The sequence below is a fragment of the Flavonifractor sp. AGMB03687 genome (assembly GCF_017811815.1).
GTDB lineage: Bacteria > Bacillota > Clostridia > Oscillospirales > Oscillospiraceae > Flavonifractor.
In genome coordinates, this window is the sequence record NZ_JADKZI010000001.1 from 279,321 (window position 1) to 297,048 (window position 17,728).

General features: G+C 50.5%; 28 protein-coding genes. 7 read left to right on the forward strand and 21 right to left on the reverse strand.

All coding sequences use genetic code 11. The features are described 5' to 3' along the window. The first annotated feature begins 39 nt into the window (after positions 1–39). Entirely contained in the window at positions 40–339 is a 300-nt protein-coding gene (locus tag J9789_RS01320) for a helix-turn-helix transcriptional regulator (protein ID WP_209341497.1), read from the forward strand. Positions 340–355: 16 nt separating this feature from the next. Here the strand turns inward: J9789_RS01320 and J9789_RS01325 are convergent, their stop codons facing one another. Beyond that, complete coding sequence (locus J9789_RS01325; RefSeq protein ID WP_087340640.1) at positions 356–520, reverse strand: helix-turn-helix domain-containing protein; 165 nt, start codon at positions 518–520, stop codon at positions 356–358. After that, positions 517–768 (reverse strand): hypothetical protein, encoded by a 252-nt coding sequence (locus tag J9789_RS01330; protein WP_209341499.1) that lies wholly within the window; start codon positions 766–768, stop codon positions 517–519. Before J9789_RS01330 ends, J9789_RS01325 begins: the two co-directional genes overlap by 4 nt. Before the next feature lie 607 nt (positions 769–1,375). On the opposite strand from J9789_RS01330, the gene J9789_RS16895 reads away from it, so the two are divergent. Then, positions 1,376–2,071 (forward strand): SHOCT domain-containing protein, encoded by a 696-nt coding sequence (locus tag J9789_RS16895; RefSeq protein ID WP_245184984.1) that lies wholly within the window; start codon positions 1,376–1,378, stop codon positions 2,069–2,071. 11 nt (positions 2,072–2,082) lie between these two features. Here J9789_RS16895 and J9789_RS01340 read toward each other — a convergent pair whose 3' ends face one another. From J9789_RS01340 to J9789_RS01430, 19 genes are all read right to left on the reverse strand, one after another. After that, positions 2,083–2,646: a hypothetical protein gene (locus tag J9789_RS01340; RefSeq protein WP_209341501.1), complete on the reverse strand. Its 564-nt coding sequence runs from the start codon at positions 2,644–2,646 to the stop codon at positions 2,083–2,085. Further along, positions 2,643–3,110, reverse strand: a complete 468-nt coding sequence (locus J9789_RS01345) for a hypothetical protein (protein WP_209341503.1) — start codon at positions 3,108–3,110, stop codon at positions 2,643–2,645. The genes J9789_RS01340 and J9789_RS01345 overlap by 4 nt, the downstream gene beginning before the upstream one ends. A 4-nt stretch (positions 3,111–3,114) precedes the next feature. Then, positions 3,115–3,546, reverse strand: coding sequence for a DUF6431 domain-containing protein (locus tag J9789_RS01350; protein WP_209341505.1), 432 nt, complete (start codon positions 3,544–3,546; stop codon positions 3,115–3,117). Positions 3,547–3,882: 336 nt separating this feature from the next. Further along, positions 3,883–4,194 (reverse strand): hypothetical protein, encoded by a 312-nt coding sequence (locus J9789_RS01355; RefSeq protein WP_209341507.1) that lies wholly within the window; start codon positions 4,192–4,194, stop codon positions 3,883–3,885. Continuing rightward, positions 4,191–6,293 carry a tape measure protein gene (locus J9789_RS01360; RefSeq protein WP_209341509.1) on the reverse strand — a complete coding sequence of 701 codons (2,103 nt, stop codon included), beginning with the start codon at positions 6,291–6,293 and terminating at the stop codon, positions 4,191–4,193. The genes J9789_RS01355 and J9789_RS01360 overlap by 4 nt, the downstream gene beginning before the upstream one ends. Next, positions 6,280–6,657 (reverse strand): hypothetical protein, encoded by a 378-nt coding sequence (locus J9789_RS01365; protein WP_209341511.1) that lies wholly within the window; start codon positions 6,655–6,657, stop codon positions 6,280–6,282. The genes J9789_RS01360 and J9789_RS01365 overlap by 14 nt, the downstream gene beginning before the upstream one ends. After that, positions 6,650–7,219, reverse strand: a complete 570-nt coding sequence (locus J9789_RS01370) for an HK97 gp10 family phage protein (protein ID WP_209341512.1) — start codon at positions 7,217–7,219, stop codon at positions 6,650–6,652. Before J9789_RS01370 ends, J9789_RS01365 begins: the two co-directional genes overlap by 8 nt. Before the next feature lie 18 nt (positions 7,220–7,237). After that, a complete protein-coding gene (locus tag J9789_RS01375) occupies positions 7,238–8,032 on the reverse strand; it encodes a hypothetical protein (protein WP_209341514.1) in 795 nt (264 codons plus the stop codon). A 243-nt stretch (positions 8,033–8,275) separates the two neighbouring features. After that, on the reverse strand, positions 8,276–8,467 hold the full coding sequence (locus tag J9789_RS01380) for a hypothetical protein (RefSeq protein WP_209341516.1): 192 nt from the start codon (positions 8,465–8,467) through the stop codon (positions 8,276–8,278). Beyond that, positions 8,460–8,708 (reverse strand): terminase small subunit, encoded by a 249-nt coding sequence (locus J9789_RS01385; protein WP_209341518.1) that lies wholly within the window; start codon positions 8,706–8,708, stop codon positions 8,460–8,462. The genes J9789_RS01380 and J9789_RS01385 overlap by 8 nt, the downstream gene beginning before the upstream one ends. 1 nt (position 8,709) lies before the next feature. Beyond that, complete coding sequence (locus tag J9789_RS01390; RefSeq protein ID WP_209341520.1) at positions 8,710–9,639, reverse strand: sigma-70 family RNA polymerase sigma factor; 930 nt, start codon at positions 9,637–9,639, stop codon at positions 8,710–8,712. Positions 9,640–9,813: 174 nt separating this feature from the next. Further along, positions 9,814–10,026: a helix-turn-helix transcriptional regulator gene (locus tag J9789_RS17355; RefSeq protein WP_209341522.1), complete on the reverse strand. Its 213-nt coding sequence runs from the start codon at positions 10,024–10,026 to the stop codon at positions 9,814–9,816. Between the two features lie 13 nt (positions 10,027–10,039). Then, positions 10,040–10,675, reverse strand: coding sequence for a hypothetical protein (locus tag J9789_RS01400; RefSeq protein ID WP_209341524.1), 636 nt, complete (start codon positions 10,673–10,675; stop codon positions 10,040–10,042). Further along, positions 10,659–11,339 (reverse strand): hypothetical protein, encoded by a 681-nt coding sequence (locus tag J9789_RS01405; RefSeq protein ID WP_209341525.1) that lies wholly within the window; start codon positions 11,337–11,339, stop codon positions 10,659–10,661. The genes J9789_RS01400 and J9789_RS01405 overlap by 17 nt, the downstream gene beginning before the upstream one ends. Before the next feature lie 153 nt (positions 11,340–11,492). Further along, positions 11,493–11,759 (reverse strand): hypothetical protein, encoded by a 267-nt coding sequence (locus J9789_RS01410; protein ID WP_209341527.1) that lies wholly within the window; start codon positions 11,757–11,759, stop codon positions 11,493–11,495. 101 nt (positions 11,760–11,860) lie between these two features. Continuing rightward, positions 11,861–12,019 carry a hypothetical protein gene (locus J9789_RS01415; protein ID WP_209341528.1) on the reverse strand — a complete coding sequence of 53 codons (159 nt, stop codon included), beginning with the start codon at positions 12,017–12,019 and terminating at the stop codon, positions 11,861–11,863. A gap of 85 nt (positions 12,020–12,104) precedes the next feature. Next, positions 12,105–12,716, reverse strand: coding sequence for a helix-turn-helix transcriptional regulator (locus J9789_RS01420; protein ID WP_209341529.1), 612 nt, complete (start codon positions 12,714–12,716; stop codon positions 12,105–12,107). Beyond that, positions 12,713–12,868, reverse strand: a complete 156-nt coding sequence (locus J9789_RS01425) for a hypothetical protein (RefSeq protein WP_209341531.1) — start codon at positions 12,866–12,868, stop codon at positions 12,713–12,715. Before J9789_RS01425 ends, J9789_RS01420 begins: the two co-directional genes overlap by 4 nt. Before the next feature lie 3 nt (positions 12,869–12,871). Further along, entirely contained in the window at positions 12,872–13,075 is a 204-nt protein-coding gene (locus tag J9789_RS01430; RefSeq protein ID WP_245184985.1) for a helix-turn-helix transcriptional regulator, read from the reverse strand. A gap of 148 nt (positions 13,076–13,223) precedes the next feature. Between J9789_RS01430 and J9789_RS01435 the strand changes: the two genes are divergently transcribed. The 5 genes from J9789_RS01435 (at position 13,224) to J9789_RS01455 (ending at position 17,452) form a co-directional block, all read left to right on the forward strand. Then, on the forward strand, positions 13,224–13,679 hold the full coding sequence (locus tag J9789_RS01435; RefSeq protein ID WP_348633612.1) for a helix-turn-helix transcriptional regulator: 456 nt from the start codon (positions 13,224–13,226) through the stop codon (positions 13,677–13,679). 18 nt (positions 13,680–13,697) lie between these two features. Beyond that, positions 13,698–15,356 carry a recombinase family protein gene (locus J9789_RS01440; protein WP_209341534.1) on the forward strand — a complete coding sequence of 553 codons (1,659 nt, stop codon included), beginning with the start codon at positions 13,698–13,700 and terminating at the stop codon, positions 15,354–15,356. A 164-nt stretch (positions 15,357–15,520) separates the two neighbouring features. Continuing rightward, the gene (locus tag J9789_RS01445) at positions 15,521–16,195 is read left to right on the forward strand and encodes a hypothetical protein (RefSeq protein ID WP_209341536.1); all 675 of its coding nucleotides are present in this window, start codon (positions 15,521–15,523) and stop codon (positions 16,193–16,195) included. 76 nt (positions 16,196–16,271) lie between these two features. After that, positions 16,272–16,715 (forward strand): hypothetical protein, encoded by a 444-nt coding sequence (locus J9789_RS01450; protein ID WP_087291155.1) that lies wholly within the window; start codon positions 16,272–16,274, stop codon positions 16,713–16,715. Continuing rightward, on the forward strand, positions 16,712–17,452 hold the full coding sequence (locus J9789_RS01455; RefSeq protein ID WP_209341538.1) for a hypothetical protein: 741 nt from the start codon (positions 16,712–16,714) through the stop codon (positions 17,450–17,452). The genes J9789_RS01450 and J9789_RS01455 overlap by 4 nt, the downstream gene beginning before the upstream one ends. Positions 17,453–17,728: the final 276 nt, after the last annotated feature.

Consider the following 17,728-nt stretch of genomic DNA (forward strand, 5'->3'; position numbering starts at 1 on the left):
TTTTGCTAAAGTTATAGCAAAATGAATGGGAGTATCATTATGGAGATAGGCAAACGCATCATGGAATTGAGAGAAGCTGCCGGCTGGACTACCAACCGTCTGGCCAATCTATGCGGGCTTTCCCAGAGCTTCCTGCGCTCAGTAGAGCTAGGTGAGAAAGGGATCTCGGTGGAAAACCTCCAGCTGATCTGTGATACCCTGCATATCTCTCTGCGGGATTTTTTTGATGTTCCATCTGACCAGGACACAGAGCAGGAGCGTTTGCTGAGGCAAATAGCCAAACTCACAGATGAGCAGAAACTGGCATTGATCTCTTTCTTAGAAACAATGTCCAAATAAAAACAGGGGGTTCCCGTCAGTACGGGAACCCCAGATAATCCAGCAGGGCGTTCTTGCTGATTCTCCACTCCCGGCCTACCTTGACGGCCGGGAGTTCTCCATTCTGGATCATCCTGCGAATCTGCTGGCGGCTGGTTTTGAGCAATGCTGCCGCCTCCTTCACCGTCAGGACCTCGCTCATGCCCAGGGATCCTGTTGGAAGCTGCTGTTGCGTTTGGGCTGGTAGCCCCGTTGCTCCTTATAGATGGCGTTGTGCAGTTTCCGCACGTCCGACTTGAGAAAGCCCCAGTTGCCGAATTGGTCCTCTACGGGGCCGACGGCATATTTGTCGGCGTACTGCCTCAGTTCTGGTTTGTCCATCTCAAAGAGACGGCACAGTTCCGGGATGGTGTAAAACTCTTTCATGTCACGATAAGGAATATACTTCATTGTGATACCTCCATATAGAGTGATTTAGGAACGGCAAGGTCTGTGTCAAGTGTTTGATCGTAAATCACCGTTCCGTATACTAATGTTGGTGATCTCATCTTATTTCAATTTGTTTTATAAGTGAGTTTGGTAGATACATGGTAGATATCACAGGTAAAATAGCTCTGTTTTTTGCTGGGAAACTTATGAAAAGAAGTAAAAGCAAAAAGCGGGCTTTCCATTGGGACACAATGAATTGAAGGTAATGGAGAAGGAGAGCTGAGAAAGTCTCCACTAGGGTTCGACTCCCCCCGCCTCCACCAAAGGGGTATTACACGAACACATTTATTTTTTCAAAGGCGGCTTTGCTGTCACTGTGTTCCTGTGATACCAGAAAAGTGCCGTTCCGTTAAGGAGCGGCACTTTTGCTATATTTGCAGAATATGTAAGCTGGAGCATGAATAATGCCGCCCCATCCAGGAGGCGGCATTATTGCAACGGTATCAAAGCTGTGCTATCATAGAAACAGGTTGTTTGGGGTATGCTGTTGCCCCAAAAAGACGGAAAAAGTTGCCTATAAAAAAGGCCCCATGTGCCATAAAATCAGACATGAAAAGGAGATGCTACAATGGCCAAATGTCCTATTTGCGGAGAGAAACTCGGATTGCTTGCAAAAGTAAAAGTCAGTGACGGCGATATTTGCCCCGTATGTGCGTCCATCTGTGCCTCTCACGCCACTTTACCCATCGCCACCATCCAGGGATACTGGGAAACGAACAAAGCCCGCTGGGGCTCTTTTACGCCCACCCAGACCCTTAAGTCTCTGGCATCTGAAACGATTACCATTGATGATACCCACCGCTATTTTATTTTCGGTGATGTTAAAAAGCTCAAGGTGGAGCCGGTAGTGTTCAGCTTTGATGAGGTTGACAGCTATGAAATGGAAACAGTTGGCGGTAAGACTGTCACCAAGAAAAAGGGTGGCATTACCAGAGCTGTTGTGGGCGGCGTTGTTGCTGGCCCTGTCGGAGCTCTTGTCGGCAGCGGCACGGCCAAAGCCGAAACAAAGACCGTTGGCGGCGTAAAAATGACCAAAGTGCATTTTACCACTTATGCAGGAAAGGTTCAGAGAATGAGCTCCACCTATCCGATTGGATTTACTGACTTCCTTGACAGGTGTATTGCAGATGCGTCCTCTGAGCCCGCTACCACCGCCGTTGCCTCTGCTGCGGACGAGATTTTGAAATACAAGGAGCTGCTTGACAAGGGCATCATAACGGCTGAGGAATTTTCCGCAAAGAAAGCCCAGCTCTTGGGGCTCTGATCTGTGACGGCTCATTCCAAGCCAATGCTATAATGGATTGTCCCAGTGTATGTGCCAGGAGCCAGATTTGCCCCGCCGTTATACAGAATATACTCCATGCGGACGCTGCCCCATGAGCTGGGGGTGAGTTCACCGTCCCCAAAGGATGCGAGTATGGGATGCTGTCCAGTTACAGCTCCCGTAACATCTCCCTGGATACGGTAGAGGTTGCACAGCACCCAATTTTCACTGCTTTTGTCACCATTTAGGAATAAGTAAAAGCTCCCATCATTCTCAAATGTTTCTGCGCCATTGACACGCACAACAAGCCGCTTATCGGTGGGGATGTTCATTTCAGACGCAGTGATTTGAAAGGTGTTGCTTTTGCTGGTGATGGTGTAGCTTGCTGGGATGTTTACCAAGTAGGAATATGCCGGGTCCTCACCGCCCGTGCCTGAGCCAGTGTCAGTGCGCTGCGGTATCTCTAAGTTTACATCTGTGCTGCCAGCAGTTTCATTGATGGCAAAAGCCGTCAGCGGTGAAAAGCAGGCCAGCACAACAGCCAGGCTCAGGAGAAAGCTGATTTTCTTTTTCATGGTATGACCTCCAAAGTAAAAAATGTATTGGCTCCGTTGATTTCTGTTATTTCACCATCTGCATCAACACTCCAGCAAGAATAGTTAAGAGTTGCATTTTCATAGACACCCGCCGCAGGTGTGTTTTTTAGGCGCAAGAGGTCAATAACTGTTCCGGGAGCTATCAGCCCAGACTTGTAAAGTTCTGTGCCGTCTGGCAGTGCAATGGAAATGATGAAAGAACAGTCGTTTTGGGCCGGGTTTTCAAGGGACACATATTGAGTGCGTTCTCCGGCCTTGAATGTGAGCTTGTCATATCCAGGGATTGCAATAGAGCCCACAGCTCCAACGCCATATTGCTGGGGCTCCTCGGCGCTCAGAGGGGAGTTATTGGCTCTGCCTGCAACTTGATACCCCGTATATGCTCCAGCCAATACAAGTGCCACAGAAAGCACCACAGCCGCTGCTATAACACGCTTTTTCATAGCATCACCTCCTCCAGCGCCGTATAGTAGAGTTATCTGCCGGACACATTTCAAAATGCCCAGCCTTAGCCTCGGCAATTACATCTGCTTGATAGTGCTTTCTGGGCACGATAAATGCCGGAGCCGCAAGATGGAGTTTTTCACAGTCCAAGCAACGGTAGCGCTGTAACAGGAGCCAGTATGTATTGCCAGCAGCATCCACAACATGGCGGCGGCGTGTGTCATACCCTGACAGCCTGCCGCCGCACAGAGGGCAATAGAGCGCTTCTCTGCAAGATACTTTGTAAAGGTCACTTTTAAGATCGTGCTCTATGGCATACTGCGTGATGATTACCATGGGGCCCATATTGGGAGCCCACAGTTCTCCTCCAGCAATTAGTATTCCGATGGAAAGAGAAATGTGGTGGCGCTCCTGTCCCATTCTGTGATAATCCATACCTTTCCCTCACTGGTGTGGTAGCTGCCCAGTATTCGCTCACCGGCCAATACAGCTCTGTTGTTTTGCTCCCAGTCCTCTGGGCACAGATCACCCCAGTCACCGAAGCAGTAGCGGGCCAGGATGCGGGAAAGTTCTGCCCGAAACGCCGGACGCTGATTTGCACGCTCTGCCACTCCGCTTGTTGCGTATATCATTCCAAGTTCCATAACTGGCTCACTCCTTAGCACCAATTATGACATGTACCGGAAAGCTCATAAAGGCAAACTGGGTGGGTAAAAATGAAAAAGAGGCCGCCGGGCAATTTTTACGCCCAGCGGCCTCTCACATTGACTTTTATTGACCGTTTTTCATGTATCGACAAGCCATCATCCGCAAGGATGCGGGTGTGTTATTCCCGCCAACTGCCATGGCAATCTGGCTCCATCGGAGGCCGCCAACAAAGCGGAGCGTAAAGACTTGCAAAATAAACTCCTCTTGAATTGCGGCAAGATACTGCTCAAGCTCATTGCGCTCCGCAACGCATTTTTTTAGCCGTTCATTCAGTATAGAGGTGAGTTCCGCATTGTTGGATGCTTTGATAGATTTCTCCAGTAATGGGACCTCTTTGAGGAGATACTGGAGCTGCTCCAATCGCTCTGCGGTCATGCGTGCACCCCCTCAGCAGCGGTGACCAGCGCCTCAGTAAAGCCCTCGGTGAGCTGGCTGATAACGCCGTCCAGATCAGCACTGCCGTCAATTCTGTTGGTCATGCCGGTCATGTCAATCTTGACCTCTGCGGTGGTGAAACGGTTGATTGCATCCCTTTCTGCGATGTCCCGCAGGTATTCAAGCTGTTCCTCTGTCACGGCCAGAGCATCAGCGGTCTTGCCGGTATTGTCGGCAGTCAGCCCGGTGTTGTCAGCAATGCTGCTCAGGTCAAAGCCGCTGCCCAGTAGCCCGTCCATGTCAAGGGCGTTTCCGGGATTGAGCACATTACTCACTTTATCCATAATGCCATCACCCCAGGCTGCCCCAGCCTTGAAGGCGTCCTCCTGCCAGCCATCAGACCACGCACTGCCCCAAGCATCTTTGACACTCTCATATTCTTTTACATTGCCATAGGCCTCTGCCGATTTTGCGGCATATTCATCCGCCTTTGCGGAAATGCCGGAGTAGTCAAACTCGACAAAGGGCAGCTTATTCAAAGCCGCACAGATGCCCTCCACAACGGTGAGGGCAGTGGACAGCAGACCGTAAAACCACCCACGCACATTGGAGATGACATTGTGGAACGCAATGCCAACATCAGAGCAACAAGCAAAGAAAGCATCACGAATGCCAGCACCGACATTGAAAACAAACTGTTTGGCTACATTGAGTGCCCCCATAAATGTGCCCAAAACGGAGGTGCTTTTGGCACCGAACAAATCAAGATAGCGAATGATTGCCACCACAGCAGCAGTCAAGGCGAGAACGCCCACCACAATCCAAGTGATGGGGCAGGCCAGCAAGGCCGCATTGAGGCCATACTGTGCCACCGTAGCCGTAAAGGTTGCCCCCGTACTCATGGCAAGTGCGGCGGCATGCACCTTTTCCTGAAAAGCGGCTTGAGCTTTCAGCCCGTTTTGAATGGCCTGGGCTATGTTGAGTGCCAGCACAACGCCATAGTAAATGCCCAGAGCGGTGGCGGCCGCCATGATAATGGGCTCAATCACAGACCAGTTATCAACGATTGCGGGGCCGACATTGAACAGCACACCCAGCAATGCAGCGCCAACAGTAGCAATCACGCCAAAGGCCCGCAGTGCACCGTTGACAACTTTATCAAACTGCTCACTGTTTGCAATGGCATTGAGCTTTCCAAGTATTGGCGTTAGGGCAGAGAGCGCCCGGTTTTGCATGTTGGTCCAGATTTGTGCCCAGGTCATGGGCATACTCTCAAACTTGGCGTTGGTTTCATCTGCCACAGAGAAAAGGGCGTTTTTGACCACCTCAGCGGTGACCCGGCCCTCCTGGGCATATTGCTTGATGGAGCCCTCTGCAATGCCCATGTACTGCTCAATGGCTCTGGCGATGCCGGGCGCATTTTCAAGGATGGAGTTTAGCTCCTCACCTCTCAGAGCGCCTGCCGCCATTGCCTGGGTGAGCTGGAGCATGGCCGCCGCCTGTCCCTGGGCGGATGCGCCGCCAATGGTAAACTGGCGGTTGACTTGCTCCATAAAGGCAATGAGCTCATCATTGGAGCTGAAAGCGGCTCCAGCGTTTGCGCCCATGCTGGCAATAGCAGATGCCGTGTCAAGGTAGGCAGCTCTGGAGCGCTGGGCAGAGGCCATGATTTTGGCCTCCAGCTCATCCACGCTGCCGCCGTCATCCACAAGGAAAGACAGGCGGGCGGTGGTGCTGGTCATCTGGTCAGAGAGGCCGATGAGCTTATTGATGCCCACTCCCACGCCCAGAGTAGCGGCCACAGTTTTGATCTTGCCCAGCATACCGTCCAGGGCATCACTGCTGCCTCGGACATTGTGCTCCAGCTTCTCAGCCTGGATTGCAGCTTCCTGGTATGCATCTGCCATCTCCTGCACCTCGACACCGGCCCCTGCAAGTGCCGCCCGTGCTTGGTTAAATTCATCGGTGTCAAATGCCATGCCAGAGGCACGCTGGATTTGCTCAAAGGCGTTGAGTGTAGTATTGAGCGCACTTATGACATGATTAAGCGTGCGGGTCATACCATCATCCAACACCATCTGAGACTTAATTGTTGCCATGTTGTTTCGCCTCCTTTTTGACCGCACGGCGGACTATTTCACCAGAAATGCAGCTAATACACAGATTGTCATATGGGCGGCGGTGCTTATTTGCCAGCAGGGATGTACGCCGCTGCTTTAAGATCGCCCGTGGCAGATTTATCAGAGAGAGCACAATGCCTTTTATAATTTCGTATCCATCATGGTCCTTGTTCAGCAAAAATAGTCCATCGCTTGTGATACGCAGAGGCTCAGCGTAGGCAGCAGGACCAATCCCTGGGTCTGGGGTATAGCTTATTTCCTGAATAAATGGGATATAGGAAAAGCGTACAGCCGCCACTTTATTGGGCACAAGTATTTCAATGTTGTGGTTTAAGTCAGACATTGAACGCCTCCTGCAATAGCCGCTTTAGCCGTGCCTCAATCCAAGCCGGGGCTCGTCTTTTTATTTCATTTTCGGAATTGGTGAGAAAATATTGACCCTCTACCCAGCCGCCGTTGGGTTTGCGGTGGCCAAACTCAACATAGCTGGCATATTCCACGGGATTGATGATCTCAATGGCGTAGGTTGTGCCCACCCGTTTTACCGCCATAGTGGCGGCAAACTCTGCGGCCTTGGTCCCGTTTCCTGAGCCACTTTCGGCCTCTGCCTGTGTTCTGGCCGTCCAGCCCCGGCGTAGCGTACCACCCTTTTTGCCGCTGGTATTGACCTTTTTGGTATAAACCTCGCCTTTGAAATGCTTTTTGCCGGTCCGTTTTGCAACGACAGTGACCTCTCTGGAATAGTCCCCAACAGGTGTTGCGTGGATGACCAGAGCCAGCAGTTTAGCTGCAAGCTCCTTAGACATATCGGTGCAAAACTTCTCCATGTCAGCATCTTGGAGCTTTGTTAGGTTGTCCCGGAGCCGTTTGAGCTGTCGGCAATCACACTTTACACCGCCTGCCATACATCAGCACCTCCCATCTCAACCGATCTGGCCGCTTTCAATGCTGCCAGCGGGATAAGTAAAGGGCTTATCACTCAGCAGACTGTCAATGCGTCCAGCCAGCTCCAGGAGGCGGTCCTGGGCTGCACGCTCGGCATAACTATCAGAGCCATACCCACCAAGGACCGTAAACTCATCCAGCTTGCAGCTCTTGTCCGCCGTTTTTTCGGAAAGGAAAATATTTTCGGCCAGCATATCAGCCTCATTGAACAGGGCAAGGTAGGTGTCGGCTCTGTTCAGAACAAAGCCCAGAGAAGCAGGGAAAGCATGACGGAGATTTACCTCATCATCCATGCCTGTCTGCTGGAGGATGACACGCTCAAAGAGGTGCATCTGGTCCCAGTCATTGAAAAAGGGTTTGAGGATGCTGTGAGCGGTTTTGTCCGTCAGGCCTTTCCCCTCTACCGCAAGGAAAGAAAGCGCATTGCTGACCTGCTGCTGGTAGTCATAGGGCTTTGTAAAGTTGCGGACTTCCTCCGGGATGACAGCCTCACGCACACTGTCCAAAGCAGCTTTGACCCTGGCATTAAACAGCTTGTCCATGGCGTTCTGACTGGCTACCAAGTCATTGATCTGCTTTTGCAGGCGCTTGGCGGCCTCCTCATAGGAATACTCTTTCAAAAGCTGGCGGCCTCCGATGATGGAGCGGGGCTGCGCCGAAACAACACCGGCAGGGTCCGAAACTGCGGCGCTGGTTTCCTCATAGAGCCTGTCCATCAGGACACGGTGGTTTTTGACGGCGGTTTCAATCGCCTCTCTGCACTTGATTTCCATGGTAAAATCCTCCTTTTGAATATAAAAGAAAAGCGTGGGAAAATGGCCGGTGGTGTGACCATCTTCTCACGCTTTGAGTTTTGCCTCCCCCGCAGGGACAAGCAGAGGGAGCACTCGTATAGGAAGAAAGGAGGACTACATACCATGCCATTTTCCCACGCCCAAGGGCTTCCCTGTGCGTCTGCACAGAGGGTACTTGCTGACTATGATTATAGCTCCCACGCAAGCTGTTGAACAGAAAATTTATAAATATTTTTCCGTGGTAGCCTCTGGGGCGTGGAGCTCCACATAGAGATACACATAGGGCTTGCTGTTGTCATCCTGCACCTTGACCCTGCCATAGGGCTCCAGCAGGGGTGCAAGCTGCTGGATGAGAGCCATTTGCTCACGCTGGCCCTGTTCTGTGCGTTCAAAGGTAAACCGGCCCTTAATCATGTCCGCCACGCTTTCTGGCCTGGAGATAGTCATACCAGCCCTTGATGACAGGGGCCTGCTCCAGTAAGCGCTGCTGGCGGGCGATTTCTCGCACAATATAGGGGTTGGACATCAACACCTCTGCACGGTGTTGAATGTTGCGGCCATATCCAGCTCTTATGGCGGCAAGCTGTGCGTCACCGCAGTCTATGTATTCAATTACAAACTGCTGCTGTTTTTCAGATAATCTAAGCCCTGACATATTATTCTCCTTTCTGCATCTTTGCCCGTCCCTCAGCAACACGCTCTAATGATTTCTGCACGCAAGCATCCCCGTCAACCATCCACCAGCTCTGATCTCTAAAGCGCTCCCGCATTTCCACTATGCGCTCCACAGCAGAGCTGCCGGTGTTCTGGAACGATTGCACACCAACATGCATATAAAAAGGCGTTCGGAAGTCAACAAACTCCTCCAGCTTATTGCGGATGTCATGTTGCCGCAGTCTTTGCATTGCGGCCTGTTCTATGCGGGAGCAGCACTGACGGCTTACACCAAGCTCTGCCGCAGTGTTTTCTTGTGACAGGCCCCGATAATAAACAGCCTCAATGGTTTGCCGCTGAGATGGGGTTAGCACTGCCATAGCCTCATCCAGCTTGTTATGGAGCTGTTGCTGGTATATGGTATCCTCAACATCTGCGTAGGCATCGCTGGGGTCCGCAACAAAGTCACCAAGCTCAGAGAGGTCACCACCGTCCCCATCGCCAATGGGCGCATTTAAGCTGGAAACTCTGAGGTGTACTTTCAACTCAGGCGGAGGGAGCCCAGCATCCTCACACTGTTTAAGCAGTAGTTTCTCAGTTTCAGAACGCTTATAAGCGCTCCAGCTCCAGCCGGAGGCATTTGCTTTGGTTTTGGCAAAATGCTTTTTCAAGTAGTAGGTGAAATAACTGATAAATGATGCTCCCTGCGTTGCATCAAATGTTTCCACAGCCTCAAGCATGGCAATATAGGCGCTCTGCATGAGATCATCCAGCTCCAGACTTTCTGAGCCCATTACACGGGCGGTGCCACCCGTAAAAGCACATTGACGGGAGGCTATGGCATACGGATAGCGCCGCACCTGTTCCCAGAGTTCTGAGAGCACATCCCGCTCGCCCTGTTGTATCTTTTCAACTAACTCCTCATTGGTCATTGCAATCTCTGCCCCCTTTTGATAGAATAATCTTGCAAGTGAATACCCAGACCAAAAGGGGCCATCTCTGCGGAGGTGGTCTTTTTTGCGCTGATCTGGAGTGGAGATAAACACACCAGTTTCCCCGAAACTTAACTTTTCTTAGGTGCGCTGATTAAGAAACGGCCCAAGTTTTCACAAGTGGTTGCTGCCTGCACCCAGGGCCTTTCTCAGAGCCTCCAGCATTTGAGGTGAGATACCAAGCCGGGCATTTTCATAGAGGCGGATGCACTGCTCTGTACGCCCCACCATCTCGGCAAGCCGTTCTTGGGTGATGCCCCGCTCCTGCCGGAGCGCTTTGAGCCTGGCCGCCTGAGCGGGGATGATTGACCGCCGTGGTTTAGACACGCAATCACCACCTTTATGCCAAAGTGTCCATGAAACTCTCAAGGCGGCTAAATGTGCGGGGGTCCCGCTTGAGGCAAGACAGGCCGATACGGGCAAGCCCTTTTTCCTTTGCAGATAATGCCTTACCGCCATATTTTCTCCAGAGAGCAGCGGCCTGCTCTTTGGTTACACAAGAGAGTGCTTGTTCTAAAGCAAATCGCAATTCACCAAGCCACAAAATGTGCAATATCTCCTCAACATCATCTTTTGTATCAGGAATAAGTTCTGACAGTGTACCTGCATTACCTGCATCTGTGCCTGTTTGCAGAGGTGCGTCCAGACTTGTGGCCCGGTTTAATGCCTTAGCGGTTTGATAGGTGCTTTGCCCCGTTAGCCGGATAAAGTCATTTCGCAAAGCGGCTTTCATCAGTCCATAAAAGTTGCTTTCTGGTGTCCAGACCTTGATGACTTTAAGCATCGTAAAATAACTTTCTTGGTGTAAATCCTCAAAGGTGACACCCGCAATGCTGTTTGAGCTTTGAAGAAATGAAGCGGCACAATTTGTTATAAGCGCCTGCACATTATTCCAAATCACCAACAGCGGGCGTGTGTCTCCGCACTGACAGCGTATGATAAGTATTTCAAGCTCATCTTTAGACATCTGTTGCATTGTTAAGCCCCCTTTTTTTGCTGGCGGTGCCATAACGGCGGCCACATCTGGCATATATGTATTGAAATGCTTTAGCCTGCACTGTTTCCTTACACGCATAGCACTGTGCAGCAACATTGCACCAAGAAAGCCCATCCAAAAAGCGGAGCCTGATGATACGCTGGATGTATTCATCATCAATCTCAGATACATAGCGCTCTACTTTTTTGCGTTCTTGCTTGTAAAGCGCTTTTCTTTCTTGCATATCGCAAAGAATGGCGGCTCTAAGTGCGGCGGTATGTGGAGTGTTACCTTTCAGCCGCCGCAGACTTTGGGCACTCTGTTTAATATCATCGTGTAAATCAGAAAGCCGCCGCAGATCAGCTAAGGTCAGATAAAGCATTGAGGGGGTCCAAGAGCAGATGCTACCCTCATTGGGAGGCACTTTAACAGGCACAGATGAAAAAATAGTGTTCTGAGGAATGTGTAAAAATTCAGAGATAATCGAGGCGTGGTCTGCACGGATGCGCTTTTCTTGACCGGCCTTATTGCGCTGCTCTACAGAACGATAACAAAGGGAGATTCCTTGATGGTGTAATACAGCATCAACTTGTCTGGCACTCTTGAAACCTTGGCTACTTCTCCAGGATTTTAGCTCTGCTATATTAACAAACACGGTGTCCATGTATGTGTTCCTCCTCTTGCACCACGGCGCTCTGTATGGTACGATAGGAGCGCATAGGTGCTATAATTTAGCGGTTGTGGTATTTGTGCACTGTCTCTCAAGCGTTTGCAGCACTTGGGAGCACTGCGGGTCCTCTGGGGTGTTTGCAGCAGCTCAGAGGGCCTGCTTTCGTTTTTCCTTTGTCATCCTACCAAGACGGTGGCCGTTTAACTTAAAAACTGTTTGCCTACCAAAGCGGCGGAATACTTTATACTGGCCATACATAACTCGGCGCATTGCCTCTTTTTCCAGGGCATCACTCGGAAGATTGTGCCTCATGGCGTAATCCCGCAGAAAAGCGGTGGTCAGCCCACAGCGTATATGCTTCGGCATCCAAAACAGTTGGTCAAGCAGCGCCCATGCTCTTTCCTGTTCGGTCATTTGATAGTCACCTCCCGCCGGAACATTTAGGGGCTTGTCTACATGTTTTCCTTGATAGCTCTATGCTGGGTGGTTAGATAATTTAGATAATTTTGTAACTGTTACACTTTCTTATCTAAATTATCTATTTTCTCTGTTTTGGCATACATAGAAATTTCAAGTGTAACAATTATCCTTTTGCTCAAAAAGCCTTGTTTTTCAATGGGTTTGGCTGGAACATTCAAGCCGGAACATTTGGAGTTTGGTGTAACATGTTCCACTTGAGCCCGCCCGGAACATTTAAGGAATGAAGTGTAACAATCTCAGGTTTCAGAAAAGCAAACACATAATAAAGTGTAACAATAATTATCTGTTTTCCACTGGATTGTTACACTTGATGCATCCACGCTGCACCCCATAGGGGCCAAAACGCATGGGCTTACCTGCTCTACTCCAGCCAGGAACAGTGACAATGATGTTGTTGATATGGGTGGCATCTTTGTTGCTCATTTCATCCAGATTACGCTGGAGAAGTTCACACCATATTTCTGCCGGACAGACTTTGACCCGCTCGACCGCATAGCTGACATCAAAGCTCTCTTTGGCCAGCCAGAACACCTGCCGTTGGTAAATGTTCAGGCGCTCCCAGTGCGGGAGTATTCTGGCCTGCACAAAGGCATAAATCCTAAGCTCAAGCGGCTGCACATCGTCCTCAGGCGGCAGTTGCAAGCTCTTAATCTGGCCGAGGTATTCATGCCAGACTGCCTCTGCGTCTGCGGAGGGCTCAGAGCCCGGATGGATGATGATGTCTGAGCCAAGGGTCTGGGCCAGTTTGCGGCCTGTTGCCGGACTGCATGAGCCCCGTGCTTTTATTCTGGAGAGTAGCGTTGCTTGGATGCCTGCCGCACTGGCGGCCTCTTTATTGCTCAGTCCACGATAACGCATAGCAAGCTCCAGGCGGTTGACATCTATTTTCATTGCGTGCTCACCTCCTGATGGGCTTTTTCCCATTCTTTCAGAAAAAGCTCATATTCCTCACGGTGAGCGTCAACATATTCCCGGATAACAGGAAAGAACACTGCCGCCAGAGCCGCCGCTTGATCGCCAGACAGGGTGACCATCGGCTGCATGAGTTATGCCTCCTCTGTGCTGATAAGCTCTGCGGGGTCAACGCCCAGGGCCTTGGCAATTCGCCCCAGCGTAACCGGCCTCACATTGCGCCCACTCAAGACTTTTTTAACAGTCGGCTCCGGCATCGCAGTCATGCAAACCAAATCAGCCGTATTCATGCACGCCCTGGCCAAGGCCAGCTCCATTTTTTCCTTATTGGCTTTCAATTCGCTCACCTCCACAAAAGAAACACATTCAATATGACTGTGTTCATATAATAACATAGTCATATTGAATGTGTCAAGAGGCTTTTCACATTCTTTTTGATTGCCAAATGGTAAAAAGCGTGCTACACTCTAAAATGAGGTGATTTATGTGGTTTTAGGTCCAAGAATTGCAGCTGCCAGGAAGCAGAAAAAGATGACGCAAAAAGAGCTTGCGGCTATCCTGGGTCTGGCAACTGGTACTGTCCAGCAGTATGAGCTTGGGAAACGCCGCCCAGATATTGATGTCTTGAAAGCTATTGCAAGCGCCTTGGATGTATCTGTAGATGCGCTTGTGAGCGTCAATGAGCCGGAGGATGAGTATGAGCTAATCTGCGACACACTTAATACCGCTGGCCTGAACATTGCTCACGCAAGCTGCACCTCTGGTGATGCTGACAAGGACATCTACTATATTTCCAGAATTGAGGACCCGGATGACCCGGACCTGAGAATAGAGATTGAGTATTCTAAGCTGGCAAATATCATCCACCAGGTGCTTGAGGATGCCGATGCTAAGAAAGAGGAATATATCCAAAAGCGCCTGGACGCTGAGTTTTCATTGTGAAAGTGAGATGAGCCCTACATGATACCCGCTGTTATCTATGCACGGTTTAGCAGCCACTCTCAAACGGAGCAGTCTATTGAGGGGCAGCTTGCGGCTTGCTATGATTTTGCGGAGCGAGAGGGCTATACTGTCATTGGAGAATACATTGACCGTGCTATTAGCGCCAGAACGGATGACAGACCGGACTTTCAACGCATGATTGCTGACAGCGCAAAGCACACCTTTGAGGTAATTCTGGTTTATCAGCTTGACCGGTTTAGTCGTAACCGCTATGATAGTGCTGTGAATAAGCAGAAGCTCAAAAAGAATGGTGTGAGGGTAGTCTCTGCCCGTGAGAACATCACAGCAGATGCAAGCGGTGTGCTTATGGAGGCCGTGCTGGAGGGCATGGCGGAATATTACAGCGCAGAATTAGCCCAAAAAATCCGCCGTGGAATGGACATAAGCGGCTCAAAGTGTTTGGCAACAGGTGGCCGCCCAGCCCTTGGGTACAAGGTCGATGAAACGAAACACTACCAGATAGATGAGGATACAGCTCCCACGGTTGTCAAAATATTTGAAATGTACGCCTCTGGCATGACAGTGGCGCAGATCATCACGGAGCTCAACCACCAGAATATAAAGACCTCCACCGGCGCTGATTTCAATAAAAACTCCCTGCGTAAGATGCTCACAAACAAGCGCTATATTGGCATTTACACATATAAGGGGTCAGAAACGCCCGGCGGCATCCCTCGGATAGTTTCTGATGAGTTATTCAACAGGGTGGCAGAAATGATGGAGAAAAACAAAAAGGCTCCCGCCAGAGCGAGAGCCAAAGAGGAATATCTGCTGACAACAAAGCTGTTTTGTGGGCATTGCCGGGAAATGATGACCGGCATAAGCGGGACATCAAAGACCGGGACGATACACAATTATTACACCTGCAACGGCAGAAAGAAAAAGATGTGCAGCAAGAAAAATGTGCAAAAAGAATATATTGAAGAGCGTGTCATTGCTCTGGCCCGTGCACAGCTCACCGATGAGAATATCAGTAAGATTTCAAAAGCGGTTGCAGCTCTTTGTGAACGAGAGAAAGAGAGCAGTGAATATAGACGCTTGGAGCGCCAGCGCCGTGACATCGAAAAGCAAAAAGCTAATTTGGTGGATGCCCTCAAGTATGGAAAAGCCACAGAAACTTTGCTCAATGAGATAGCAAAATTAGAAAGCAGCATAGAGGGAATTGACCGTCAAATACTCATGGAGAAAGCAAAGTGCCTGGACCTAAAAGAGCCTGAGATTGCCTTTTTCCTCACCAAGCTCCGGGATGGTGACATCAATGATATAACCTACCGGCGGGCTATAATTGCCGTCATGGTTAATGCTGTTTATCTGTATGATGATGGGCGGCTCACTGTGATATTCAACTCAAGTGACAGGCCGGTAGAGGTCACGGAGGGCCTTTTGGCCGATGTTGAGGAGGATGCCGCAGAGTTCGTTTCTGGGGTCTGTCGCTCCACCATAAAATCAAAACGGTATAGATGCCACTGGCGAAAAGCCAGTGGCATCAACCGTTTCCGGGCTTTTTCAGCTCAAAAATTCACGGATGATTCCATAGATGCCAACCGCTGTTTCCCCCTAACTGGTGGGATTCGACCCCCCTCTTCTCGGAGGTTGGCAAAACCAGAAACCATGTAGCGCCCTTTTTGAAGCATCAATTTTCAAAAAGGGCGCTATTTTTCTATCAATAGAATACACAAAATTTGAGGCGTCAATTTGTTGGTCACGACGGGCCATCAGATTGGCGCCCTTTTTGCTTTCAGACAAATTCAAAAAGGGCACTAAATATCAGGAGGTAGTAAATGAACCGAGAACAGTTTTTTCAGGAGCTTCGCACCGCTCTCCACCGTGAGGGATTCACTCCGCAGCCGGAACAGGATGAATTGCTTCCTGTGGAGTGGGATGGTCTCCCCCTCTGCCGGATCACAGCGGACGGAGGCGTTCGCTACTGGCAGGAGGATGTAGCGACGCCAGAACGGGAACGAGCCTGTGAGCGAGCCACCGATCTGGCCTGCACCGTGCGGGAGTACATGACGCTGCTGGAACAGGCTCCGCCCCTGCAAGCCCAGAGCCTGACCGGCGACTACCGCTTGCTGGCTGACTTCAACGGAGCCGTGTTGGCTGCTCATCCCACCCGGCTTGGCGTCCAATTCGTCACATGGGACTGGAGTTTCGACCGCACGGGTCTCAACCAGGGAAATTACTTTCAGGACAACTATGCCGGTGCCAAGCAGGACTTCGCCATCCGCGCCGGCCTCATTCTCAAACAGCAGATCTTCAATCAGGAGCAGCTTATCGAAATCTACCGGTGCTGCTCTGACACCTTGGATACTGGTTTTGACCTGACTGCCGAGCAGGAAAAGTGCATCCGGGGCGTTCAAGAGCAGATTGCCATTGCAGCTCCCGATGCTTTGGATCGCATAAGGGAGCAGGAGCAGCACTCCATGGAACCCTATAACCAAGAACCGATCATGTAATATTCAAGCGCCGGAGTTTTAGAAATAAGACTCCGGCGCTTTTTTATTGCCTCAAACCAGACAGGAGGATTGAAGATTGGATCAAAAGAACGAACAAAAAGCGCCGCTGCGCATCAAAAACCTGGCTGAGTTGAAACGCTGTATCCGCCCCGGGACAGAGTTGGTGGCAACCAGCCATAGCAAGCACCCTGCCCTGGTCGGGCTTGTACGGGTGGTGACTGAGGTTCAGACCAACGCTTACTATTCCGTGGTCAAGGATCAGCCGACTCATCAGTATTCGACCTGTAATTACGGGAAGGGATTCCGCTCTGATTTCGAAAAGGCATCCAACTATTTATTTGAGGGCACGACCATCAAGGTTCTTGACCGCAGAAGCGGTGATAACAGCGTGCTGTACGAAATGGAGCTTTATCCGGGCGAATGCCTTATGCCCGGCCAGAAAAGCGATACGGAGGAGAATGAGGGAATCAGGGAAGACGATTGCGAAATCAAGCAGAAAGGGATGGGCATGACCTTATGACACGCTACTTCATGCGGGATACACCGCTGTGCCAGATGGAACAGCAGATGATGACCCCGCCCTATTTCAAGCCCAGAGGCCATGGCCGATACTATCCCGGTTTTCAATATAGCAGAGATGACATGGAGTGCCCATACTGCATGAACTTCAGACGCAATCATCCCTGCCCTTTGGAGCAGTGCGTCTGTCTGGATGAACGGATCGTGGCCGGTGCGATTGACCTCAACGAGTTTATCAGGGATTGCTTCTTCCCTGAAGCTGGAGCGCAGCTTCAGGCCCGGTTAGAGAGGAGTTTCAATGGCTGCTCCATTGAATTTTTCCTGAGCGATAGTCATCGTGAGCGCTGGCAGCACTGGCGTGAGCGCTGTTTTCGAATGCCGAACCGTAACCTGGCCGCACTGTTTCTTCTCACGGCGTATGGGGACATCTGGCGCAGGATGATCTGGAAGTTTGATGCCAGTGGGTTTGACTTCCAATCTGTCCAGCTCGCCGGCATCCAACCGGAGCTGTACAGTGTTTATCAGGCGGCCAAAGCCATCTCCACCGGCAGCCGCAATATCACTCTTGCCGATCTCGCATCCCCCGAATTGGTCACAGATGAGGCGTTCCACCTGATTGTCTGCGCTCTGCTTCTGGCTAAGTACGGAGATGCGATTTTGAATTTTGAAGGAAAGTATCACCCACTGTGCTCCCAGCAGTATTGTAGACCAACTGGGCGCAGGAGGATATGCCCATGATCCCCTGACAGATTATCTGGAAGAAGTCAAAGAAAGAACCCGGTTTCATTACTGGCTGTTCGGACACTATCATGACAACAAAATCCTGGATGACCGATTCGTTCTTCTCTGGGAACAGATGATCCGGGTGGTGTAAACAGGCCAAAGAGAAGTGCGGGAATATCCTGCGTTTCTCTTTGGCTTGTTTTCGGTTAAGCATAATTTATCAGGAAGGAGAAACTATGAACACTCGCAAAAACATCGACTATTCTGCCATGTTTGCGGATTTGGATGCAG